18 protein-coding genes and 2 other annotated features are annotated in these 25,107 nt (G+C 38.6%); of the genes, 4 read left to right on the top strand and 14 right to left on the bottom strand.

Translation table 11 applies throughout. From position 1 onward, the window contains the following. Positions 1-88: 88 nt before the first annotated feature. Complete coding sequence (locus ACFQ4X_RS07765; RefSeq protein ID WP_379834197.1) at positions 89-1,630, bottom strand: FAD-dependent oxidoreductase; 1,542 nt, start codon at positions 1,628-1,630, stop codon at positions 89-91. A 106-nt stretch (positions 1,631-1,736) separates the two neighbouring features. Beyond that, entirely contained in the window at positions 1,737-3,356 is a 1,620-nt protein-coding gene (gene abc-f / locus ACFQ4X_RS07760) for a ribosomal protection-like ABC-F family protein (RefSeq protein WP_379834195.1), read from the bottom strand. A 622-nt stretch (positions 3,357-3,978) separates the two neighbouring features. Between abc-f and cbpA the strand changes: the two genes are divergently transcribed. Then, the gene (gene cbpA / locus ACFQ4X_RS07755) at positions 3,979-4,626 is read left to right on the top strand and encodes a cyclic di-AMP binding protein CbpA (RefSeq protein WP_379834194.1); all 648 of its coding nucleotides are present in this window, start codon (positions 3,979-3,981) and stop codon (positions 4,624-4,626) included. 59 nt (positions 4,627-4,685) lie between these two features. Here the strand turns inward: cbpA and katA are convergent, their stop codons facing one another. The 5 genes from katA to aroC all read right to left on the bottom strand — a co-directional run bounded on the left by katA (position 4,686) and on the right by aroC (position 11,391). Then, positions 4,686-6,146 carry a catalase KatA gene (gene katA, locus ACFQ4X_RS07750; RefSeq protein ID WP_379834192.1) on the bottom strand — a complete coding sequence of 487 codons (1,461 nt, stop codon included), beginning with the start codon at positions 6,144-6,146 and terminating at the stop codon, positions 4,686-4,688. A 584-nt stretch (positions 6,147-6,730) separates the two neighbouring features. Continuing rightward, positions 6,731-8,017 carry a 3-phosphoshikimate 1-carboxyvinyltransferase gene (gene aroA, locus ACFQ4X_RS07745; RefSeq protein ID WP_379834190.1) on the bottom strand — a complete coding sequence of 429 codons (1,287 nt, stop codon included), beginning with the start codon at positions 8,015-8,017 and terminating at the stop codon, positions 6,731-6,733. A gap of 14 nt (positions 8,018-8,031) precedes the next feature. Then, on the bottom strand, positions 8,032-9,129 hold the full coding sequence (locus ACFQ4X_RS07740; RefSeq protein WP_379834188.1) for a prephenate dehydrogenase: 1,098 nt from the start codon (positions 9,127-9,129) through the stop codon (positions 8,032-8,034). A gap of 18 nt (positions 9,130-9,147) precedes the next feature. Further along, a complete protein-coding gene (aroB, locus tag ACFQ4X_RS07735; RefSeq protein WP_379834187.1) occupies positions 9,148-10,221 on the bottom strand; it encodes a 3-dehydroquinate synthase in 1,074 nt (357 codons plus the stop codon). Continuing rightward, positions 10,222-11,391: a chorismate synthase gene (gene aroC / locus ACFQ4X_RS07730; protein WP_379834185.1), complete on the bottom strand. Its 1,170-nt coding sequence runs from the start codon at positions 11,389-11,391 to the stop codon at positions 10,222-10,224. 59 nt (positions 11,392-11,450) lie between these two features. Next, positions 11,451-11,657, bottom strand: a binding site (T-box leader). Positions 11,658-11,972: 315 nt separating this feature from the next. Here aroC and ACFQ4X_RS07725 point away from each other — a divergent pair. Continuing rightward, positions 11,973-13,052 (top strand): bifunctional 3-deoxy-7-phosphoheptulonate synthase/chorismate mutase, encoded by a 1,080-nt coding sequence (locus ACFQ4X_RS07725; protein WP_379834183.1) that lies wholly within the window; start codon positions 11,973-11,975, stop codon positions 13,050-13,052. 59 nt (positions 13,053-13,111) lie between these two features. On the opposite strand, the gene ACFQ4X_RS07720 is transcribed toward ACFQ4X_RS07725, so the two are convergent. Continuing rightward, on the bottom strand, positions 13,112-13,312 hold the full coding sequence (locus ACFQ4X_RS07720; RefSeq protein WP_066290020.1) for a DUF6501 family protein: 201 nt from the start codon (positions 13,310-13,312) through the stop codon (positions 13,112-13,114). Between the two features lie 175 nt (positions 13,313-13,487). On the opposite strand from ACFQ4X_RS07720, the gene ACFQ4X_RS07715 reads away from it, so the two are divergent. Then, on the top strand, positions 13,488-14,450 hold the full coding sequence (locus ACFQ4X_RS07715; protein ID WP_379834181.1) for a quinone oxidoreductase family protein: 963 nt from the start codon (positions 13,488-13,490) through the stop codon (positions 14,448-14,450). 721 nt (positions 14,451-15,171) lie between these two features. Here the strand turns inward: ACFQ4X_RS07715 and ACFQ4X_RS07710 are convergent. From ACFQ4X_RS07710 to ACFQ4X_RS07685, 6 genes are all read right to left on the bottom strand, one after another. Continuing rightward, positions 15,172-15,606: a nuclease-related domain-containing protein gene (locus tag ACFQ4X_RS07710; RefSeq protein WP_379834179.1), complete on the bottom strand. Its 435-nt coding sequence runs from the start codon at positions 15,604-15,606 to the stop codon at positions 15,172-15,174. Between the two features lie 384 nt (positions 15,607-15,990). Further along, positions 15,991-17,274, bottom strand: coding sequence for a 2-oxoglutarate dehydrogenase complex dihydrolipoyllysine-residue succinyltransferase (odhB, locus tag ACFQ4X_RS07705; RefSeq protein WP_379834177.1), 1,284 nt, complete (start codon positions 17,272-17,274; stop codon positions 15,991-15,993). Next, positions 17,267-20,125 (bottom strand): 2-oxoglutarate dehydrogenase E1 component, encoded by a 2,859-nt coding sequence (locus tag ACFQ4X_RS07700; RefSeq protein WP_379834175.1) that lies wholly within the window; start codon positions 20,123-20,125, stop codon positions 17,267-17,269. Before ACFQ4X_RS07700 ends, odhB begins: the two co-directional genes overlap by 8 nt. Before the next feature lie 171 nt (positions 20,126-20,296). After that, positions 20,297-21,235: an EamA family transporter RarD gene (gene rarD, locus ACFQ4X_RS07695; protein WP_379834174.1), complete on the bottom strand. Its 939-nt coding sequence runs from the start codon at positions 21,233-21,235 to the stop codon at positions 20,297-20,299. 146 nt (positions 21,236-21,381) lie between these two features. Further along, positions 21,382-23,064 (bottom strand): arginine--tRNA ligase, encoded by a 1,683-nt coding sequence (gene argS / locus ACFQ4X_RS07690; RefSeq protein WP_379834172.1) that lies wholly within the window; start codon positions 23,062-23,064, stop codon positions 21,382-21,384. 41 nt (positions 23,065-23,105) lie between these two features. Then, positions 23,106-23,310, bottom strand: a binding site (T-box leader). A 56-nt stretch (positions 23,311-23,366) separates the two neighbouring features. Then, positions 23,367-23,639, bottom strand: coding sequence for a hypothetical protein (locus tag ACFQ4X_RS07685; protein ID WP_379834171.1), 273 nt, complete (start codon positions 23,637-23,639; stop codon positions 23,367-23,369). A gap of 87 nt (positions 23,640-23,726) precedes the next feature. Here ACFQ4X_RS07685 and ACFQ4X_RS07680 point away from each other — a divergent pair, with 87 nt between their 5' ends. Continuing rightward, positions 23,727-25,088, top strand: a complete 1,362-nt coding sequence (locus ACFQ4X_RS07680; protein WP_379834169.1) for an MATE family efflux transporter — start codon at positions 23,727-23,729, stop codon at positions 25,086-25,088. The last annotated feature ends 19 nt before the right edge of the window (positions 25,089-25,107 follow it).

The following is a 25,107-nucleotide window of genomic DNA, read 5'->3' as shown; positions in this document are numbered from 1 at the left end:
TTCGAACAAAAACGAATAAAAAAAGACCAACACCAAAAGTCGCGGTTAAGCAACTGTTTGGTATCAGTCTCTTAGAGTAATTTAAGGGTTAAGGATTTACCCGTTTAAGAGGTTTAGTGGCTGGTCCTTCTACAACTGCTCCTTCGTAAGTGAAGCGGGATCCATGACAAGGACAGTCCCACGTTCTTTCACCGCTGTTCCATTCCACTTCACAGCCTAAATGTGTACAAGTGGTATCAACAACATGCAATTCACCATTAGAATCTCGATAAGCTCCGCATCGTTTTCCGTCAACAGTTACTGCCCCGCCTTCATCTTTATTAAGGCTACGAGGATTTTTAGATGGCTTGTCTAACTTTCCAGACACAAAATGCTTTGCCACATCGGAATTTTCTTTAACAAACTGCTTTATATCTGAAGGGTCAGCTTGAAAACGCTGAGGTTTATACAGATCGGCAAAATCGTTTTCTCTATCCATTATATGATCACGAATGATATGGGCAGCTAGTGTTCCAGTTGTCATCCCCCATTTTCTAAATCCAGTTGCTACAAAAATATTGTCATGCTTATGTGTTAACTTTCCTATGAAAGGAACTTTATCTAGTGTGATAAGATCTTGTGCTGACCAGCGATACAATACTCTTTCAAGGTTAAGCGATTTTTTTGCTTCTTTTAATAACGCTTCATAATGCTGATGTGTCGGAATTCCCTGCCCGGTCTGATGGCTTTCACCGCCAACAAGAACTATATGCTCTCCATCTTGAAGAATGGATCTGTATGATCTAACAGTTTCATCTACACTTAAATACATACCATGAGGGAATTTATCTTTAGTTTTAACCGCTAAGACATAAGAACGTTCTGCCATCATCCTTGTAAAATAAAAACCCATCCCATCGAAAAATGGAAAATGTGTGCAGCAAGCTACAAAATTCCCTTTTACTTCATGTCCATTTTCTGTTTTTACTATTGCTTTTTTATCTTCCTTATCTTCCTGAATATCAGAAGCTGTTGTATTTTCGTATACCTTAACACCAAGTGACTCCATTTCTTTTAATAGAGCAATCAAGTATTTAACAGGATGAAAATGTGCTTGGTTTTTCATAACAAGTGCTTTTTTATGAGGTATATCAAAGGGCATCTTTTCGGTTAAATCGCCGTCGATCTCGAGCTGTTCATATGCATGAGCTTCTTTTTCGAGTTTTTTAATTCCTTGTTCTGTATTTGCATAAAGAAAAGCATCGTGAATTTCGTAGTTACAATGGATACCATTTTCCTTAATAAAATTATGAATGAATTGACCTGCAGCTTCATTAGATTGATAATACATTTTTGCACGTTCTAATCCTAGATGGGAGATCAGACGATCATATATGACACCATGCTGGGAAGTGATTTTTGCCGTTGTATGGCCAGTTGTTCCATTCAAGACTTTTCCAGCTTCAAGCAAGGTTACTTGAAGTCCTTCTTTAGCAAGTAAATAAGCTGTCGTTATACCTGTAATCCCCCCACCTACGATAACAACATCTGTATGTTCATTTCCTGTCAATGAAGGGTATTTGGGCAAATCGACATTATCCCTCCAAAGTGGTTCAGGGTATTGCGGCAAATTTTGTTCGAAACTATTCACGGAGTACCTCCTATATTTAAACAATATTCATATCCATTATTCCCCATATGTGAGGGTCGCAATCCAAAAAACAAAAAACAGGCTAAAATTTAGCCTGTTCCGAGATTTACTTGCTAATTCGTTTTTCAAGAGCATAATCGTAATTCCCTTTATAGCTATCAATCTTGCCATTATCCAGCCAAATCGTTCTCTCGAATAACTTATTCATAAAATAACGGTCATGTGTTACAGCCATTATTGTACCGTCAAATTCTTCTAAAGCTATTTCTAAAGCTTCACGTGAATCTATGTCTAAATGGTTGGTAGGTTCATCAAGTATTAGAAAATTGAACCCTTCATAAACAAGCTGTGCGAGCCTTAACCGCGTTCTCTCTCCTCCGCTTAGATCACTAGCTTTTTTATATACAGAAGGACCATAGAATAAGAACTTTGCCAAGTGATGTCTCGCCTCTCCTTCTTCCATGGGTACTTTATCTCTAAAAATGTCGAGAACGGTCAGATTAGCTTCTGCTTCCAGTCCTTTTTGTGATAGATATCCAATTGAAACGGAGGGACCAAGCTTAATAGCTCCATAATCAAAATCGTTATTTTGCAGACAGTTTATTAATGTGGTTTTTCCCGAACCGTTTTTGCCGATTAGAGCAATCTTTTCTCCGTATCTTACCTGCAGGTCAATATTTTCAAGAATCAAACGGTCTTCAATTAACTTGCTTGCTTGTTCAACAACAACAACATCCTGACCGCTTCTCTTATTCACATTAAATTCAAAAGCTGCCTTTTTGCGTTCAAGCTGCGGTCTTTTCATATTTTGAATACGAGCAAGTGCCTTTTCCATACTTCTGGCTCGTTTGAAGAACTTTTCATTTCCAGAACGTGCTCCCCAATCCCGCAATTGTTTAATAGATTCTTTTATTTTCCTTACTTTCTTTTGCTGCTCTTGGTATTTTTCAAATTCTAGCAAGAGATTGTTTTCTTTTTCTTTTACAAACCCAGAGTAAGAATGGTGATATACAGTGCATTCCCCTTCTTCGAAATCAATCGTCTTCATAGTAACCTTATCCAAAAAATATCTGTCATGACTGATAATTACTACTGCACCTTTATATTTTAGTAAATAATTTTCCAGCCAGTTTATGGTATCAATGTCTAAATGGTTAGTAGGTTCATCCAGCAAAAGAAGTTCTGGTTCTTGGAGAAGCAGACAAGCTAAACCTACTTTCGTTTGTTCCCCTCCGCTAATTTGCTTAAATAGTTGATTTGAAAGATGAGATATACCTAGGCCCGTTAAAACACCGTTAATTTTTGATTCTATTGCATAGCCGCCTAAATTCTCATATTGTTCTTGAAGCTTATATAGTTTGTTTAAATTCTTTTCAAGCCGTTCTCCTTGTGAAGGATCACTTAATTGAAGATTTACCTCTTCTATCTTCTTTTCAATTTCTTTAATCTCTTGAAATGTTGCCGAGATAACCTCGTAAACTGTGGAATGAACATCATGATCAGGCAGCTGGGCAAGATATCCGATAGCTGCATCTTTTTTTATAAAAATTGAACCTGAGTCACTATGCTCCAAATTGCTCAAAAGCTTAAATAAAGTCGTTTTCCCCGAACCATTTTGACCGACAATGCCAATTCGATCTTGTTCGTGTATTTCAAACGAAATATTTTTAAGAATCTCATTTCCGCCGTACATTTTTTTTAGATTTTGAACAGTGCATATAATCATTTTATTTTTCTCCTTTAATAATGTTATGCCACTGTCCTTTTTCAAAAAGGCACTTTCTAATAGATTGTTGCTTCATTGATAAGTTGATTGGAGTGCAAGGTGTGAGACTCCTGCGGGACGAGTGGGACAGGTGAGACTCCTAAAGGCGCAAAGCGCGAGGAGGCTCACCGCCCGCCCCGCGGAAAGCGAGCGACCTGGAACGGAAATCAACTACTTTCAAAAACAACAAAGTTTACGAAAACAGCCTCCAATAAAAAAACCATGAGCAAATAGTACCTGCCCATGGTTTTATCTTTTACTTAGAAAAAGGAAAGGGTAAGGTTACTTATCGGTGTACAATATTTGAATAGCTGAATTTGGACAGACTCCACCAATTACGAAAAAATACATAAGTAATTGAACGGAAAACGACCAGCCAGCTAAACAGTTGTACATCTCTAAGCATTCCTTACACCTCCTTACGATTCCAATTAATAAATAATTTCCATTTTATTATATGACAGAATTTTCAAATGTGCAAACAGGAAAAAAGTTGCAGTATATCTATGAAAAAAGCAGGTATATTGCAATTTATAGCGAATTAGTTTTAAATATTTATATAATTCTGAAAAGGGTGTGTCTTATGAAAGTAAAATCTAATTATCTTTCCAAATCCAAAGTAACGTATGTCACAGAAAATATGTCAATTAGTGAAGCCCGTTATACCATCATTCAATCTGGGTACCGCTGTATTCCAGTATTAGATGAAAAAGAAGAAAAGTTTGTGGGCTTGCTTTTTAAGGAGACAACATCCGATTATATAATCGATAATGTAGGTTCTGTAAAAGAAAATGTAAGCAGAGTTGTAGAAGAAAGAGATGCCTTCATTCATGAAAATACAGCTTATTTTAAAGTGCTGTTCTCGATCCGCCGTCTTCCTTTCATGGCAGTTGTTGATGATGAACATAATTTCTTAGGGATTATTACTCACTCTAAAGTAATGGACATTCTGCAAGATTCATATGGAATTAAAAATGGCGGCTATTCTTTAACCGTCTCTACTACTGAAGGTAAAGGATCGCTTAGAAAACTTTTCACGGCCATCCATGAAGAATACAATATTGAAGGTGTCTTTACACAAGATGCTGGAAAACAATTTTTGCGCAGAGTTGTAATCACGTTTAACAAAAGTGTTACGCGGAAAGAAATTGATGAATTGATTCACCGTGTGGAGGCTAATGGATTTAAAGTAGCCGACGTTGAAGATCTAAGAACTTTTGCGAAAGTTTAATTACGCTAAAATTAAAATACGTTCCCGCAAATATTGGGGAACGTATTTTTTATGCTTAATTATTTTACTTCTTGCGGCACAGATAACCCAAGTCCTCTGGCTATACGCGTACCGTAATCTGGATCTGCTTTATAGAAATGCTGAATTTGGCGCAGTTTTATTTCATCATGTTCGACTGGTTTCATTGCGCCAACAATGGTTTCTATTAGACGTGAACGTTCTTCCTCACTTAACAGGCGATATAAATCTCCAGGCTGTGTATAGTGATCATGATGATCATAGCCAACACTGTCCGCCACCCCTGTGACTGGAAATGCAGCCTGTTTATTTTCGAGAGATTCTTTAGGGCCACCGAAACTATTAGGCTCGTAATAAACGGACCCTCCGCCATTATTATCAAAACGCATTTGGCCATCACGCTGATAATTATTTACTTCATGGCGCGGACGATTAATCGGGAGTGCTTGATGGTTTGCTCCTACACGATAACGATGTGCATCATGGTATGCAAAAAGGCGGCCCTGAAGCATCTTATCAGGAGATACATCAATTCCTGGTACTAATGTTCCAGGTGAAAATGTAGCTTGTTCAACTTCTGCAAAATAATTATCTGGATTCTTATTTAAAACCATACGGCCTACTTCAATTAATGGATAGTCTTTTTGTGACCAGACTTTTGTAACATCAAACGGATCGAACCGGTAAGTATTCGCATCCTCTAGAGGCATAATTTGCACATAGAGTTTCCAGGCAGGAAAATTACCATTTTCGATCGCATTGAAAAGGTCTTCTGTATGATAATCAGGATTTTCTCCAGCAATCTTAGCAGCTACTTCATTTGATAGATTCTTTACACCCTGTTCTGTCTTAAAGTGGTATTTTATCCAAACTCCATCGCCTTCTGCATTTACCCATTTAAAGGTATGGCTTCCAAAGCCGTGCATATGGCGGAACGTTGCAGGAATACCCCGGTCAGACATAAGTATCGTAACCTGATGAAGAGATTCAGGCGATAATGACCAAAAATCCCAGATTGCGTTCGGATTTTTCAAGTGTGTTTGAGGATGACGTTTTTGAGTATGAATAAAATCAGGAAACTTAATGGCATCACGGATAAAGAAGACTGGTGTATTGTTCCCTACAAGATCATAGTTTCCTTCTTCTGTATAAAACTTAACAGCAAATCCTCGGGGATCTCTAACTGTATCAGCAGAACCATTCTCACCAGCAACAGTAGAAAAGCGGACAAATAAAGGTGTTCGTTTTCCTGCTTCAGATAAGAAGTTTGCTTTTGTATATTTTCTCACGTCATTCGTTACTTCAAAATACCCGTGAGCTCCCGCGCCTTTAGCATGTACAACACGCTCTGGTACACGCTCTCGGTTAAAATGCGCTAACTTTTCTAAAAGATGTACGTCCTGAATTAATGTTGGACCTCTTGATCCTGCTGTCATTGAATTCTGGTTGTCCCCTACAGGTGCTCCCCAACTGGTAGTAAGATGTTTGTTTCCATTACCCAAACTAAATCACCTCATTATTTTAATAGTTTCATTGTACATCTTTAATGATATCACTTCTCAATGGATAATCAATACTTTTTTATAATGATTCTAATATGAAAAATGTTATAATCTGTCGAATGATAGAATATCTCATAAAGTTTTTGAAAGTAAGTAATATAATGAATACTTTACCTGTAGTAAAGTTTGCAGATGAGGGATATGCATTCTTGGTATTCTTTCAAGCTTGTTAGGTGTGTTGAATGATAGAAGCAAAAAATTTTAAGTTTTCTCTGTTTGAGGTCGTCTGCCTATGCTTTTTATTAGAAATTCTAATTGTTCCGCTGCCAAATCGCATACAGATAGGTAGCTTGGAGTCCTTCAATCGTCTCTTATGGCGTTCAAACACTTTTATCCCTGAAAATTTGGCTATTATCCCGCGAGTTTTAGCCATATATCCGCGAGTTCACAATTCTTAACAAATTCTACTCTCCGCTCCATAAATAAAAACAACGAACCGCTTGTCGAGTCTAATTTATAATTTCCTACACAACAAAAAAGCCAGAATCCTTGGTGGATACTGGCTCAAATGCTATCTATTTTTATTAATGATTTGATAGACGTTTCAACTGATCGAAAAATGATGGATATGAAACAGCTATCGCTTCACTTTCTGCCAGAGTTGTTTCACCTTCTGCAATACATGAGGCTATGCTTAACATCATTCCGATTCGATGATCACCATGACTTTGAACGGAAGCTCCTTTTAAAGGTGTTTTCCCGTTAATAATCATTCCGTCATCTGTAGCTTCGATTTCCGCTCCCATTTTTTTAAGCTCATTTACGACAGTTTCAATCCGGTCAGTTTCTTTGACTCGCAATTCATGTGCATCTTGAATGATTGTTTGCCCTTCAGCCTGTGTTGCTGCCAATGCAATAATCGGGATCTCATCAATTAATCGAGGAATGACATCTCCTTTAATAACGGTCCCCTTTAGTGACGAAGTTTTAATGAGGAGATCGCCATGCGGTTCAGAAGCTTCCTCATTTACATTTTGATACGAAATCTGAGCTCCCATATCAATCAGAACATCTAAAATTCCAGTACGGGTTGGATTCATTCCTACTTTTTGCAGGGTAATTGTGCTGTCTGGAACAATAGCTCCAGCAACTAAGAAAAAGGCTGCAGAAGAAATGTCACCAGGAACTTCAATATGTGTACCTTTAAGCTGCTGTCCTCCTTCAATGGAAACTGTTAATGCATCTGACTTCACCTCAGCTCCAAAGGCTTCTAGCATCCGTTCTGTATGATCTCTTGATTTTAGAGACTCGGTAACAGAAGTTGTTCCTTCACCTTCAAGTCCTGCAAGGATAATAGCTGATTTTACTTGAGCACTTGCTATTGGAGAATGGTAGTGTATTCCTTTAACGTTTCCTCCTTTTATTTGAAGAGGAACCTTATTTCCTGATTCGTTGCCTTTGATTTCTGCACCCATCTGTTTCAATGGCTTTGTAACACGATTCATCGGTCTTTTTGCAATTGAATCATCACCTGTAAGCACAGAAGTAAAAGGAGTATTGGCAAGGATTCCAAGCATCAAACGGATGGTAGTCCCAGAGTTTCCGACATACAGATCTTCAGTAGGTGGCCGCAATCCTGATATCCCATTGCCTTCAACAGTTACTTGTTCATTTTCCTGGACAATGTTTACACCTAGCTTTTTAAAACAAGATATAGTACTTAGGCAATCTTCACCAGTTAAAAAACCATTTATAGTTGTCTTTCCTTCTGCAATGGAACCAAACATAACTGCTCTATGAGAAATGGATTTATCACCTGGCACTTTAATTGTTCCATTTAAGCTTTGAATAGGCATTAATCGTTTTTCCATAAAAAGTGCCTCCTTTAATCCGTGATATGAGTTAAATAGTTTTTTTGATGTAATAACTGTTGTGCATTATCACGATCATTATCATTTTGAAAACTTAACCTCAGTACCCCATTGAGATCTTCTCTTACTTCGAGAATGGTAATATTGATGATGCTGATTTGGGATTCTGCTAAGAGTGTTGTAACTTTAGACAAAGCACCTGCTGTATCTAAAATGTCTACATATAAATCAGAAAACGGCTGTATAGCTCCTTTGGAACGAACTGGAAGTCCATCTCTAAACAATTTTGCTCCATTAAAGTAATCGAATAATTGATTTTGATCACCTTTTTCCACAAAGTTTATAACTTGGTCCATCTCTTCTTTCCACTCATGTAAAAGGGATAATAGATGTTCTTTGTTTTGGCTGACAATATCACTCCACATTTTAGGAGAGCTTGATGCAATCCGTGTGATATCACGAAAACCACCCGCTGCGAGCTGCTGAACCAGCGGATTATCATTGGCATGTTTTTGTGCAAGTCTTACGAGGCTCGATGCAATTAGATGAGGAAAATGGCTTACGATACCTGTTAAAAAATCGTGTTCATCCGGCTCAGCCACTATAAACTTTGCGTTAGTTCCTTTTAGCCAGTCCTTAGCTTCTTCAATTTTCGCTGCAGATGTAATAGAACTTGGCGTTAGAATATAAAAAGCATTTTCTAATAAATGTGGTTTAGCACTTTCTACTCCAGTTTTATGTGACCCTGCCATAGGATGGCCGCCGATAAAAACAATACCGTTTTCAGCCAGCTTTTCAGCTTTTTTCATTATGGTATTCTTCGTGCTTCCAACATCCATGATAAGTGCTTTAATTGCTGGTTTTATGGAACACAGTACATCCATGACTTTTAATGTTGCTTCAACTGGTGTTGCGATTATGATAAGGTCAGCGTTAGCTGCATCGCGTTGCAAATCAGCTGTGACTCTGTCTATGACTCCTAATTTTACTGCAGTCTCGCAATTAGCAGCCTGGACGTCATACCCTGAGATAACCGCTTCATGTTCATTTTTTATAGTTAAAGCGATTGATCCGCCTATCAATCCGACTCCTATCAGCAAGACGTTTTTCATGTGCAGGCTCCTTTGGGGTTAATTCTCTTTTAAGAATGCAGTTAATTTTTCTTCTAAATCGATTGCTTGATAAGAAGCTAGATACGGATGTCCTAATTCTTCTAAAAGCACCATGTGAATGGTCCCTCCTGCAGCTTTCTTATCTTTCTTCATACGATTGATAAGAGATTGTACGGAAAGATTTTTTGGTATCGGTGAATAGCCCAGATCATTTAACCATTTTTTTAAATCTTTCCTTAGCTGTCTATTTTCATCTTTAAGGGATAAAGCAAACAGCATACCATGTGCAACTGCCTCACCATGTGTTATACCTCTGTATTGAAACTCTCCTTCAATGGCGTGTCCAAGCGTGTGTCCAAAATTTAAAAAAGCTCTAATGCCCTTTTCTCTTTCATCCTGTGATACTACTTCGTTCTTAATCTCAATTCCTCTTGTAAGGCAGTTTAACAGGTGTTCGTTTTTTAAATCATCCAATGTTTTTATATTTCCGTGAAGGTATTCATAGAAGGTTGGATCTGCTATTAACGCATGCTTGATCACTTCCGCAAATCCAGATCTTATTTCATTTTCAGGTAAAGTTGATAGAAAATCCGTTGAATAGATTACGGCTTCTGGCTGGTGAAAAACGCCTATCATGTTTTTGCCTTCAGGATGATTGATTCCTGTTTTCCCTCCTACTGCACTATCATGAGCAAGAATAGTGGTTGGAAGTTGAATAAAACGAATCCCTCTCATATAAGTCCCGGCAACAAATCCAGCGATATCACCAATCATTCCGCCGCCAAGTGCAAGAATTACAGATGTTCTGTCAAGTCCTTTCTCTAACGCAAAACTTTGGCAGGCGTAATAGTTTTCAAAAGATTTCTGACTATCACCTGGTTTGATTTGAAAGATCTCATATGAAAATGCTTGATGCAGTTCTGCTTGAACATCTTTAAGATATAACTCTCCTACATTATGATCCGTAATGATCAGCACATTTTTTGGTACAGGCGTCAATGATTGCAAAACCGAACCTAGTTTAGTAATCGCTTGTTCACCTATATAAACTGGATAGTTTTTTGAAGGTGTCGTGATATTGATTTGCTTCATTTAAAACACCCGTGCACGTTCTTGATGCTGAACGATATTCTTCTTGATTACTTCCATGTTATCCTGACCGAATTGCTGAACAAGTGCGCTTGCAAGTTCCCATGCTACTACAGATTCTGCAACAACACTTGCTGCTGGAACAGCGCAGCTGTCTGAGCGTTCGACGCTGGCTGCAAATGCTTCTTTCGTTTCAATATCAACACTTTGAAGCGGCTTATATAACGTCGGGATCGGCTTCATTACTCCCCGGACAACAACTGGCATTCCTGTTGTCATTCCGCCTTCAAAACCACCGGCATTATTCGTTTTGCGAGTGTATCCATTTTCGATGTCCCATTGAATTTCGTCATGTACTTCACTGCCTGGTTTTCTTGCTGCTTCGAAACCGATGCCGATCTCAGCACCTTTAAAAGCATTAATACTCATGATTGCTGCAGCAAGTTTAGCATCGAGTTTGTTGTCGTAGTGCGTGTAGCTCCCTACAGCAACAGGCATCCCTTCAGCAATAACTTCTACAATGCCGCCGATTGAATCACCGTTTTCTTTTGCGTGATCAATGGCTTTCATCATCATTTTTTCTGCCGTTTCGTCTAAACATCTAACTGGAGATGCCTCTGTTTTTTCACGAAGTTCTTTAAGAGTTTCATACGTTGTTTGTTCTGCCTTAACCCCGCCGATTTCAAGCACATGGCCGCCGACTTCTACGCCTAGCTCTTTTAAAAGTTTTTTCGCCACAGCTCCTGCTGCTACACGTACAGTTGTTTCCCGTGCTGAAGATCGTTCCAGCACGTTTCTCATATCTCGATGGTTATACTTAATGGCTCCGTTTAAATCAGCGTGTCCAGGACGTGGTCTTGAAATGACACGTTTAACTTCAGTATTTTCGTCTTCAAGCGGATCAGCACCCATGATTTTTGTCCAATGGGTAAAATCCTTGTTCTCAACGACTAATGTGATTGGTGAACCAAGTGTTATACCGTGTCTTACACCGCTAAGAATCTGTACCTGATCCTTTTCGATCTGCATGCGGCGTCCTCTGCCATGTCCTTTTTGTCTTCTTGCTAGCTCTTCGTTTATGTCTTCAGCTAAAAGAGGAAGACCAGCTGGTACACCCTCTATTATCGTTGTAAGCTGCGGTCCGTGTGATTCACCGGCTGTTAAATATCTCATTTTCATTCCTCCAATGTGCTGTTTGCCAATTTTTTTGTACAAAAAAATCCCTGCTAAAAAGCAGGGACGAATTAATCGCGATACCACCCTGACAGCAAAGATCAATCTCTGCCACCTTCATTGTCATAACGGAAAAGTCCGGCTTTTATTAAAAAAAGCATGCTCAAGAATTGTAATTCGCAAAAGGCTTTGTACTGATTCGCACCACCATCAGCTCTCTAAAACAGGGAACCTTTTCACTACTCGTGTTCTTTCATAGCGATTTATTTTATAAAGTTATAGACAGTTTTAACACGTTGAAGCGCTGTTGTAAAGGGAATTCATTCATTTTTCTTAAAATTTACATTACCTTCATCTAATAGTCAAATTGTGAAAAATGAACATTCAGAAATTTAATAAAACTTTTTTTGGAAAAGCACTTGACTTTCTTGTCAAATCCCTTTAAAGTTACAAACAATACTTTATGAGACACACGCTTTAAAGCGCGAAAGTGTCCGGTGTAATAATAATTGACAAATAGCCTATTAGCGGCCGCGATATAGGAAATGTGGAGAAGTAAAACAAATGGGGAGGAACCGCCGATGTCAAACGAATTAGAAGTTTTACGCAAACAAGTTGATGAGATTTCATTAAAAATTTTAGAACTGTTAAATGAACGCGGCAATGTCGCGCAAAAGATTGGAAAGTTAAAAGAAACGCAAGGTGTGAAGCGTTTTGATCCAGTCAGAGAGAGAAACCTTTTAGATTTGATTGCTTCTCATAACGATGGACCGTTCGAAACCTCTACTGTGCAGCATATCTTCAAACAAATTTTTAAGGCAAGTTTAGAGCTGCAAAAAGATGATAATAGAAAAGCATTGCTAGTATCCCGTAAAAAGAAGCCGGAAGATACAATTGTAAATGTAAAAGGTGAAAAAATTGGTGATGGAAATCCTCATTTCATTATGGGACCTTGTGCGGTTGAAAGCTATGAACAAGTGAAACAAGTTGCCGAGGTAATCGCTGAAAAAGGATTAACATTAATTCGAGGCGGTGCATTTAAGCCGCGTACATCCCCTTACGATTTCCAAGGGCTAGGTCTTGAAGGTCTAAAGATTCTGCGTAAAGCTGCAGATGAACATCAGCTTGCTGTCGTAAGTGAAATTTTAAATCCAAATGACATTGAAATTGCGCTGGATTACGTTGATGTAATCCAAATCGGTGCACGTAACATGCAAAACTTCGACTTATTAAAAGCTGCAGGTTCCGTCAACAAACCGGTTCTCTTAAAACGAGGATTAGCAGCGACGATTGAAGAATTCATGTACGCTGCTGAATACATCCTAGCTCAAGGCAACAGCCAGGTTATCTTATGTGAGCGAGGCATCCGCACGTACGAACGTGCAACTCGTAACACTCTGGATATCTCTGCTGTACCGATCTTGAAAAAAGAAACGCATTTACCGGTTGTTGTGGACGTGACACATTCTACAGGGCGAAAGGATCTCCTCTTGCCTGCTGCTAAAGCAGCTATGGCGATCGGTGCAGATGCTGTTATGGCTGAAGTACACCCAGATCCAGCAGTCGCATTATCCGACTCAGCCCAGCAAATGAACATTCCTGAATTCCATGAATTCATGGATGCCCTTTTAAATAAGGAAAAAGTCAAAATTCATTCATAATATATTAATAAAAGCCTGGCTCGATGAGTCAGGCTTTCTTTTTGCTGTTTTTATACGACTTAACCTTCAAAGTACTCTTTGTAGTACCCTCCAATTTTACCTGTGTTATCAATAACAAAATAAAATTCTTCCGTTTCATTTTTCAGTTCATACATCTTCCCGCCTGTTAAAGCTCTGTCTACCATATATTTTTCGGCGTTAGTGTGGACACATTTAATTTCTCGAATTGTTGGCCTTGTAGCCCAGTCTAAGTGAATCATTCAGTTTCTCTCCTTTAAATATGGATGCGGCAATTATCTTTTCTTCTTTAAATGATAAAGGTGCAGTATGAATAATGTCAAATTCATCTTTTCTCAAGCTCCTTCCCTAGTCTTTCGTTATTTTTATCGTTAAAATAATCATGAACATTAACATATATGAATGGTGGAGAAAATCATGAAAGCATTAGTATTTGAAAAGTTTGGCGGTCCAGACGTCTTAGATTATCGTGAAATAAGTGATCCTGTTATCGGTCCAGATGATATCTTGCTCGAAATGAAAGCAATCGGCTTGAATTTTGCAGATGTATATAGAAGAAAAGGAAATTATCATCTGGAAGGACAGCCTCCATACATACTAGGGTATGAAGGTGCCGGAATTGTGAAAAGTGTCGGAGATAATGTGCAAGATGTTAGGGTTGGCGACCGGATTGCATTTGCTGACGTTCCTGCTGCAAACGCAGAATTAGTCGCTGTTCCTAAAGATAAAGCTATACCCATTCCTGATGGTATTTCGTTTGAATCAGCTGCTTCCCTATTATTGCAAGGACTTACAGCTCATTATTTAACGAAAGACAGCTATTCTATTAAAAAAGGTGACGTTTCGCTGGTTCATGCTGCTGCAGGCGGTGTTGGACAGTTATTGATTCAAATCATTCAGCTGCTCGGCGGAACAGCAATAGGCTTAACCTCTTCTGAAGAAAAGCGGCAAGTTGCCTTATCTGCTGGTGCGGAATCGGTATTTTTATATAGTGACAACTGGAAGGAATCAGTTATGCAAATGACATCAGGTAAAGGTGTGGATGTTGTCTATGAATCTGTAGGATCCACAATAATGGATAGTTTTGACGTAACACGTGTTGGCGGAACGGTAGTGTTTTTTGGAATGGCAGGCGGTGATCCTGTAAAAGTTGATCCTCGTATGCTGATGGATACCTCCAAAACATTAACTGGCGGAGATTTGTGGAACGTGCTTACTTCCCACGAAGAACGAGTTACCCGTTCTAGTGAATTGTTTAAATGGATTGCTGAAGGTAAAGTGACAATTTCAAAAACCGTCTTTCCCTTAAGTGAAGGTGGAAAAGCACATGAGTTTATTGAAAGCAGGAAAAGTACCGGTAAGATTGTGTTGATTCCTTAAATAGGTGAAAACCATTGATGACGGCTGATTTGGCCGTCTTTTTTGTGTTTTAGTTGCGTAATGCAAGTTATTTTTCGGGTTGTAGTTGCATGTTGCAACTCATTATATTTGCATTATGCAATTATTAAGTATTTTCTAAAATAAGTACTTTTCATCCGATTTTTTTCTGCGCTTTAAGATCTTTTTACCTTGGTAGTGGAAGTGTGTATATGGCAGCTTTGCGTCAACCTGTTGGTTTTAGGTTCATTGAATGAAGTAGCTTTTTTACGGAAGAACGAGATTCTATGTTTAGAAAATCTCTTATATCTTTATTTTTCACTTGAGGATTAAATAATAGAGCATAATCTTGTAACGCCTTCCCATGTGCATCGTTAGATTCCCCTGAACAATTTAAACAAACCCAGGTTCTCTTTATTCTAATCATAGGTGGTTTGTTGCATTTGGGACAAAAAACACAAGTCAAAATTTCTTCTCTTTTAATATTTCTTAATATATAAGGGTTATATGGAGTATCTTCTCTATTTAGGTACTTAGTTAATCTTTTAAGATCTTTCTTTAGAAATTTCTTCTCTTGCTGAAAAGAAACATATCCATTTATCTTATTTACTAAGGTATTTCCACGAATAATTTTTTGTGTCTTTTTTCCATACTTAGGAGAAATTCTAATGTATGATTTTGGGTTGGTAATTGCCACGAGGGTGTGAAGGGGAATTTCCGGGAATTAATTTAATCTTAACCATTTTGCAAATTGTACTTTTTGCAATTCCACCTGATTTATAGGGTCTGAAAAAGTTTCATCTACTCCATCTCTAGTTCTTATCATTTGATCAAATTGATGGTCAAAATATAAATTACCTATCAGGTTTTTAACCTCAATAAGTACACAAAATTGAGAGTGTACAATCAAAGTGTCAATTTGAAAGTAAAATTGTTCATTGCTCGATTGAGGTAGTCTTAAATCATGAAAAATAAGAAAGTCCTCTTCATTTAGATCCTTCAAATAAAAATCTAGTGACATCTCACCTTTAAAACCAGCATTATATTTTGCATAATCGCTTTCTATATACTGGATTTTTGAGTGGTTTTGTACGATTCGTTCATTTAATGCTTCTAGTTTCATTAGTTTTAACGGTTTTGTTCTTTTCTTTTCAATCAAATAATCACCTCTTCCTTTTATATCAACAAAATACAGTTCTAGATTAGTACTCAAATCACCTTCAAAATAATGAATATACTTTTATGGTCCTTTAATCAAATTTATGATCCTTCAATTTTTTTTATGGTCCTCCAAAAAGATTTATGGTCCTTCAAAATTATTTATGATCCCTCAATTTATTTTATAGGCTTTTCGACAAATTAACCTAAATTCCGACACTGAACTATAATAAAAAATGAAACTTCGCACATTCGCAGTTTTCTCTCTAATCACATCAAATATGACCTTGGCAATCGCCAAGTTCCCTTATAACTCTCCAATCACAACCCACCACATCAAAAAAACCACCCCCAGCAAATGCGGGAGGTGGCCTCACTCATCGTATTAACCTTCTAAAAGCAATGATTCTGGATCTTCTAGAAGTGATTTAATTGTTGTTAAGAAGCTTACTGCTTCTTTTCCATCTACGATACGGTGGTCGTAAGAAAGCGCGATGTACATCATCGGACGGTTTTCCATACGCTCTTTATCTATTGCAACTGGTCTCCATTGGATAGTGTGCATTCCAAGGATACCTACTTGAGGAGCATTTAAAATCGGTGTTGAAAGCATTGATCCGAAGATACCGCCGTTCGTAATTGTGAATGAACCGCCTTGGAGATCTTCTAATGACAACTTCTTGTTGCGTGCCTTCTCAGCCAAGTTACCGATTTCTTTCTCGATGCCAGCAAAGCTTAAACGATCAGCGTTGCGTACAACTGGTACAACTAATCCTTCTTCAGCGCCTACTGCGATACCGATATCGTAGAACTTCTTAAGTACCATTTCGTCGCCTTGGATTTCTGCGTTGATCGCAGGGAACTTCTTCAAAGCGCCAACAACAGCTTTCGTAAAGAATGACATGTAGCCCAGTTTTACGCCATTTTGCTCATAGAACTTGTCCTTGCGGCGAGCGCGGACTTCGTTGATCGCAGTCATGTCTACTTCGTTAAAAGTAGTAAGCATTGCAGCTGTTTGCTGTGCTTCAACTAGACGTTTTGCGATCGTTTGACGTCTGCGTGACATCTTAACACGTTCTACTGGCTTTTCAGGATTTACAGGTTCAGCTGTTTTTTGCTGCTGCGATGTGCTTGCAGCTGGCTTAGACGAGCTTGCTGCCTTTTCGCTGCTTCCGCCTTCAGCATGACGCTTAACGTCTTCTGTACGTACACGTCCAAGTGGATCACGTGAACTTACTTCAGAAAGGTCTATTCCTTTTTCGCGTGCCAGTTTGCGTGCTGCTGGTGATGCGATTGGGCGATCTGAAGCCTTAGTATCTTCTTCTTCCGCTACAGCTTTTTCAGAAGACTGCTCTTGTTTTTGAGCTGGATCTGCTTTCTCTTCTGCAGCTGGCTTCTCTTCAGGTTTAGACTCAGTTTCAGCTGCTGAACCATCACCATCAACGATTGAAGCAATTACATCTCCAACTGCAACTGTATCGCCAGGCTCAACTTTAATATTTTTTAAAATACCGTCACGCTCAGCACTGATTTCGATGTTAACTTTATCAGTTTCCAACTCAACGATGTCTTCACCTTTTACAACTTTGTCGCCTTCTTTTTTAAGCCATTGTGCAACTGTACCTTCTGAAATTGATTCGGCTAATTCCGGAACTTTAACGTCAAACATGTTCACGGCCTCCCTCTCGCGATTGAATGTCTAGTGCTAATGATGTTTGGATAATTTGTTCTTGTTCTTTTTTATAGATGTCTGGTTCCCCGCCAGCTGTACTTGAGCGCTCTTGTCTTCCGATGTAAGAAACATGTGCTCCATTAGGTGCTACGGCACGGAGTTTTGGTTCAATGTATAGCCATGAACCCATGTTCTTAGGTTCTTCTTGAACCCAGATCAAGTCTTCTACATTTGGATATTCATTTAAGAGAGCTGTCATCTCTTCCTCTGGGAACGGATAAATCTGTTCTACCCGAACAATGTGCATTTCCGTTCTAGCCACTTGGTCTTGCTCAAGAGCTTTTTCAAGGTCAATCGCAATTTTACCAGAGCATAGCAAGATTTTCTTAACTTTGTCTTTTTCTTTGCCAAGACCTGGCTGTTCAAGCAACGGCATAAAGTGATCACTTTCGAAAGCTTCCGGTAATGAAGCAACTTTTGCATCACGAAGCAGGCTCTTAGGAGTCATTACAACTAATGGACGAACTTCATCCATAGAAAGAAGCTTCGCTTGGCGTCTTAACAAATGGAAGTATTGAGAAGCAGTAGTAACGTTCGCTACTGTCCAGTTGTTTTCAGCACCTAGCTGCAAGAAACGCTCTAAACGTGCACTGGAGTGCTCTGGTCCTTGACCTTCATAGCCATGTGGAAGAAGCATAACCATTCCGGATTTTTGTCCCCACTTCGCACGGCCTGCAGAAAGGAACTGATCGAACAGAACTTGTGCTACGTTTGCGAAATCTCCGTATTGAGCTTCCCAGATAACGAGTGTTTCTGGAGCAAATACGTTATAACCATATTCAAATCCTACTACTGAAGATTCAGACAGCGGACTGTTATGAATTGCGAATGAAACATCGATATCATCCATTCCATGCAGCGGTGAAAATTTCTTTCCGCTTTCACTGTCATTAAGAACAAGATGTCTTTGAGCGAATGTTCCGCGCTCAGAGTCCTGCCCTGTAATACGGATTGGTGTTCCGTCTTTTAAGATAGAAGCAAATGCAAGAGATTCAGCCATACCCCAGTCTATCTTTTCTCCTTGGAACGCTTTGCGTCTGCGCTCTAAGATACGCTTGATTTTAGGATATACATTAAAATCTCCTGGCCACTTCAGCATGTTTTCCGTTAGCTCCTGCAGTTCTGTTACTGAAATTGTGGTATCGATATCAGGAAGTGCTTTCGATAACGGATCCGGAAGTCTAGTGTCTTCCAGTTTGAATTTTTCTTTACGGCCTTGTACTTTTTCGTATTCTGTTTGATGTTTTGTTAAAACTTCATCTTCAATCGCTTTAACATCATCCTCTGAAAGAACGCCTTCTTTCACTAGCTGCTTCGCATAAACATCACGAACAGTTGGATGGCTGTTGACTTTTTTGTACAATTTAGGCTGTGTTGCAGAAGGATCATCCATCTCGTTGTGTCCAAAACGGCGATACCCGATCAAATCGATCAGAACATCTTTCTGGAACTTTTTACGATATTCATAAGCTAAGTGAACAGCTGCGATACAAGCTTCCGGATCATCTGCGTTTACGTGAATAATCGGAATCTCAAATCCTTTAGCAAGGTCACTCGCATATTTAGTTGAACGGGAATCTCCGCTATCGGTTGTAAACCCAACAAGGTTATTCGCAATAATATGGAGTGTTCCGCCTGTATGATAGCCTCTTAAACGGCTTAAGTTCAATGTTTCTGCAACGATTCCCTCACCTGGGAATGCAGCGTCACCATGGATTAAAATAGCAAATGCTTTTGAAGTGTCTTGAACAGGATACCCTTTACTGTCACGCGTTTCCTGTGCAGCTCTTGTGTAACCTTCAACAACTGGATCAACATATTCCAAGTGACTTGGGTTATTAGCCAAAGAAATCTTGATCTTGTGTGCTTGATCCGTTTCAACTGTCCGGCTTGCACCTAAATGGTACTTTACGTCACCTGTCCAGCCAAAGTTAATGCCTCTAGAACCTTCAGAAGGAATTAGCTCTTTGTTTGGCGAATGATGAAATTCAGAGAAGATTAATTCGTACGGTTTACCAAGTACGTGTGCAAGAACATTTAGACGTCCTCTATGCGCCATTCCGATTAATGCATGCTCTGCTCCATCGCGGCAGCCTTCTTTTGCAGCTTCATCCAGCATTGGTACAAGCATATCTACACCTTCTATAGAAAAACGCTTCTGACCTACAAAAGTTTTGTGAAGGAATTTTTCGAATCCTTCTACCTCAGATAGACGGTATAAAAGATTTTTCTTATCTTCGGCTGAAAAATCAGGGTAATGCTGGCTTGTTTCTACCATAGTGTTCAGCCATTGACGTTCTTCTGTTTCATGAACATGACTGAATTCATAGGCGATGTTCTTCGTATACACTTCCTGGAGCATTTGGATCGCTTGCCAGCCGTCTTTTACGGATGCTGGAGCTTCTTTCCAAATAAAGGAAGGTGGTATCGCTTTCAAATCTTCAATTGATAAATTAAATTCTTTTGGGTCAATATGGTGGTTGTCTTTAGGAAATTCGCCAACTGGATATAAGTTAGCTGCTAAGTGACCGTATGTGCGAATGTTTTCCGCAAGTTTAAGTGCAGCTGCTAATTTCTCTAAATTCATTCCATCAAAACTCTGTCCAGTACGTTCACTTGGTGCAGAATCCTCGCTTGGAGGCCCCCAAGTTTCAAATTTTTCTTTGAAAGAACTGTCAACAGATTCCGGATCCACACTATATTGATCATATAGTTCAAGGACATAAGCCATATTTGGCCCGTTTAGTCCCTGCCAAGGATTTTCTGATTTGGAACGTTGATGACTCATCTTTTGTTCCCTCCTGCTTCCCTTTGTAAGTATTGTGCTGTTGCTGTTAACAGGTGATTCCATCATTTCTCGCCATTAATTTTTCCCTATATAAAGCGCTCTCAAACAATGAATGAAAAGAACCTTATCATTGATAAGGTTTCAACTGTAACAATGGTCATTGCCATTATACTATATTTTCGCAGAAAGTGAATTTTTGTTTTTGCGATTTATAAGATAATTTGCCCATTTCGTTTTACTTATAGTAAATATAAGGAGTGCTAGCCAGATCAAGGTAAAAGAAACGAGATGAATATCAGTAAACGTTTCGTGATATAAGAAGACTCCCAGCAAAAGCATAATGGTTGGCGCAATATATTGCAGGAATCCTGTCATCGTCATTGTAATCCGCTTTACTCCTTGAGCGAACAGTACGAGCGGCAATGCGGTTACGATACCTGCTCCCCATAGAAGGACAGTTGTTGAAATTCCGCCAGTAATAAAAGAACCTGTTCCGTTCCACTGAAGATATGCTATATAAGCAAAAGCAGCAGGAACGACAAACATCGTTTCTAATGTTAATCCAGTTAAGGAATCAAAGCTCCCAAGTTTTTTTGCAAGTCCATAAAGCCCAAAAGAGAGTGCCAGGAATATTGCTACCCAAGGGAATTTTCCGTACTGCCAAGTTAAAAGAAAAACACCGCATGCCGCAATTACAAATGATACTATCTGCCAGCTATTTAATCTTTCTTTTAAGACTGCCATACCTAAAATGACATTTACAAGCGGATTAATGTAATACCCTAGGCTTGCTTCAACTACATGATCGTTATTAACAGCCCAGATATACATTAGCCAGTTACCGCTGATTAATAGAGAAGCTATAAAAACAGAAAAGAATTGTTTTTTGCTTGAAAAAAGGATCTTAATATCTCTGTTAAGGTCCTTTTTTCTTTTTAAAAAAAACATTACTGCAAGCATTAGTACAAATGACCAAAAGATACGATGAGCTAATATTTCTCCTGAACCTGATTGATCTAAAGGTTTCCAGTATAAAGGAAGGAACCCCCAGATCAAGTAAGCGAAAGCCGCGTACCAGACACCTTTAGTTTGTTCGCTGTAAGTTTTCATCTATTTTTTCCTCGATTCCGGAAGATTTAAGGTTATAAGATTATATAACGGAATCGTAAGAATTTGCCAGTAAGTAAACTCAAAACTAAAAAAGATTTATTTCTTCTATATAATATTATAAATATAATTCAAAAGTTACTCACCCGTTACATTTGTTTAGGTGTCTGAATGCCTAATAATCTTAAGCCCTCTTGTAAAACGATCTGTATGCTGGCGCATAACGCAAGTCTTTCTGCCGTCTCATTGCAATTAAGGATTTTGACACTTCCATAATAGTGGTTGAACTTGTGAGATAACTTTAAAACATATTTCGATATAATAGAAGGTTCTTTTCGGAAAAATGCATTTTGTACGATTAACGGAAACTCATTTAAAACAGAAATAAGCTCCCAGCTCTCTTCTGCAATTGAGAAATTTTCTGGCAATTGACCATTAAAATTGCCTTTATTTAATAACGTTTGAATTCTAGCTGCTGTATATTGCACGTAAGGTCCTGTATCTCCTTCAAACTTAAGCATTTGCTCAAGAGAGAATTCAACATCATTGCCTTTCTCATTTTTTAAGTCGTGAAAGATTACTGCTCCTACCCCAACTTGACGAGCTACTTCATCAACCTCGAGTAACGCTGGGTTTTTCTCTCGAATATTATTTTCAGCAAGCTGAATGGCATCCAAAAGAACCGTTTCAAGCAAAACAGTTCTTCCTTTTCGCGTACTCATCTTCTTCCCGTTCTGCAAAATAAGCCCGAATGGAACATGATGCATATTTTTTGCCCATTCATATCCCATTTTATTAAGTACTCGTTTAACTTGTTCAAAATGAAGAGATTGTTCATGGCCTACAACATAAAAAGCTTGATCAAAATCGTAAGTTTCCTTTCTATAAATTGCTGCAGTTAGATCACGTGTTGCATAAAGTGTCGCTCCATCCGTTTTTTTAATCAGACACGGCGGTATGTCTTCACCAACATTTACGATTTGAGCACCGTCGGAAAGTTCGAGAAGGTTTTTCTCAGTAAGTTCTTTTATGGTAGCTTCCATTTTATCGTTGAAAAAAGCTTCTCCATTATACGAATCGAATTGGACTCCAAGGAGTTCATAAATCTTCTGAAATGCGTTTAATGATACTTCTTTAAACCACACCCACAATTGTATTGCTTCTGGATCACCATCTTCCAGCTGCTTGAACCATTTTCTACCCTCATCGTTTAATGCAGGATCTTTATCTGCTTCTTCATGAAAGCGAACATATAGTTTTGTCAGTTCTGGGATTGGATTGGCTTTAACTTTTTCTTCTTTCCCCCATCGTAAATAGGCTGAGATTAATTTTCCAAACTGAGTACCCCAGTCTCCAATATAATTGATTTTTACCGTTTCATAACCGCATTTTTCACTGATTGAGGCTAAAGAGGATCCGATCACTGTTGAACGAAGGTGTCCCATTGAAAAAGGTTTCGCAATATTAGGAGATGACAGGTCAAACACAATTGTTTTACCTTTTCCGATCAAATGACTGCCATAATTCTTTCGTTCTTTTAATATGTTAGTTATCAGGTTAGCTGCCGCCGATTTTTTATTTAAGAACACATTTACATATCCTCCGGCAGTTTCAATCTTACTAAAGAGACTTGGGAGGCTGCCTGCAGATAATCTATTAGCGATCTCAGCAGGTGAAGTTTTATAGATTTTTGCTAGCTGAAAACAAGGAAAAGCTAAATCGCCTTGATACAGCTGTTTCGGTTTTTCAATTAAAGATACGATTTGTTCAAAAGTGAGATCTTCACCAATTTGACTTTGAAGATAAGCTGCAAACTCTCTTTTTTCATTCATATTTTTCCCTCCCAAAATAAAAAACCGTCTCTTCTAATAATAGAAGAGACGGATTATACCGCGGTACCACTCTTGTTGCCTTTAAAAGGCCGCTCGATCTGTTAACGGGATGTCCCGGTTTGCCCTACGGAATTTTCAAGCAAACATTTCCAAAGTGCGCTTCTTCTGTTAGTTGTGCCAGGCTCCCACCGATCCCGGCTCTCTATAACAAACTAGACAGAGTACTCTCTTTTTCATAAATGTTCGGTTCTTTAGTTTTCCATATTATATGAGGGAAAATCTAAAAAGTCAACATATTCCATTTAGTCTAAATCTAAGTAATCTCTCATTCTCTTAATGTATCGTTTCAGCCTGAACAATGTTTCTGTTCGCAAGTACTTGGATGTAAATGCAGAAGAAATAGCTTGTATAGAAACGAAAACCCCGTGTTCATTAACTCTAACAGGTATGATTCCGTTAAAGATCGTTTCTCCGCTGCTTTTATATAAAAGTTCTGTAGATACTAAAACTAGTTTTTCATCCGATTGCTCACCTGGCTGAACCGATTCAACTTCAAATAAAAATTGAACGCTCATTGCTGCTCCTTTACGTATGTGTCTATAATTATATGATATAATGCATTAGCTCTGTTTGTCAGTTAAAACAACAAAGGAAGTATGCAAATGTTCCAAACACACACATTAAAAGATAAATATAAGCAATTTTTCATCTTGGTAGTCCCTGTACTGATTACGCAGCTTGGACTATATGCCATGAACTTTTTTGACACAGTTATGAGCGGACATGCCGGAGCAAAACAGCTTGCAGGTGTTGCCATAGGCACAAGCCTTTGGGTACCGGTTTTTACAGGTTTAAACGGGATCTTAATGGCTTTGACTCCTATTGTATCTCAGCTGACAGGTGCAAAAGACACTAAAAATGTTCCTAGAGCTGTCATGCAGGCAGTTTACCTTTCCGTTGTGATTTCAATAATCGTTATTGTTCTTGGTTCATTTATATTGGATCCGATTTTGAATGCAATGTCGTTAGAAGTTGAGGTCGAACGTGTTGCTAGAGGATATTTGATCGCATTGTCTTTTGGGATATTGCCTTTATTTTTATACGGTGCATTAAGATCCTTTATAGATGCATTGGGCCAAACTAGAATTTCAATGTTTGTTACACTGTTTGCGTTACCCGTAAATGCCTTTTTCAATTATTTGTTTATCTTTGGTAAAGCTGGATTTCCTGAACTAGGAGGAATCGGCGCTGGAATTGCTTCTTCTATAACATATTGGATTACAGCTATTATAACGATTGTCATTGTGATGAGGTTGAACGAATTTAGAAGTTATCATCTGTTCAAGAATTTCTATAAGCCTTCCCTTTCAGCATGGAAGGAACAATTGAAAATAGGAATACCAATTGGGCTGGCTATCTTTTTTGAAGTTAGTATTTTTGCTGCAGTTACATTATTGATGAGTGACTTTAATACAGTCACAATTGCTGCTCATCAGGCTGCTTTAAATTTTGCTTCTTTTCTTTATATGCTCCCATTGAGCATTTCCTTTGCTCTAACGATAGCAGTCGGATTTGAAGTAGGAGCATCACGATATAAAGATGCTGCACAGTACGGTTATATTGGAATTTTTACAGCTCTTGGCTTTGCATTGATTTTATCAGGTTTTCTTATAGCTTTTGATGAACAAGTTGCTCGCATTTACTCGAATGAACCTGATGTAATACAGCTTACTACCTCTTTTTTATGGTACGCTGTGTTTTTCCAGCTTGCTGATGCGATAGGAGCTCCCATACAGGGTGCGTTAAGAGGATATAAAGATGTAAATGTTACATTTATACTGTCATTTATCTCCTATTGGGTACTTGGATTGCCAGTTGGGTATTATTTAGCCAATTTCACTTCCTTTGAAGCATATGGCTACTGGATCGGGTTGATTTCAGGTTTATCAGCTGGGGCTATCATGTTATTTATCCGTCTTAAATCTATACAATCTAACTCCTATTCAACTCTAAAAAACAAATAAAACCAGCCAACGGCTGGTT

The sequence above is a fragment of the Fictibacillus halophilus genome (genome assembly GCF_042680145.1).
GTDB classification, from domain to species: Bacteria; Bacillota; Bacilli; order Bacillales; family Fictibacillaceae; genus Fictibacillus; species Fictibacillus halophilus_A.
Note: the sequence above shows the minus strand (reverse complement) of the source record. Positions and strands in the feature narration are given on the sequence as shown.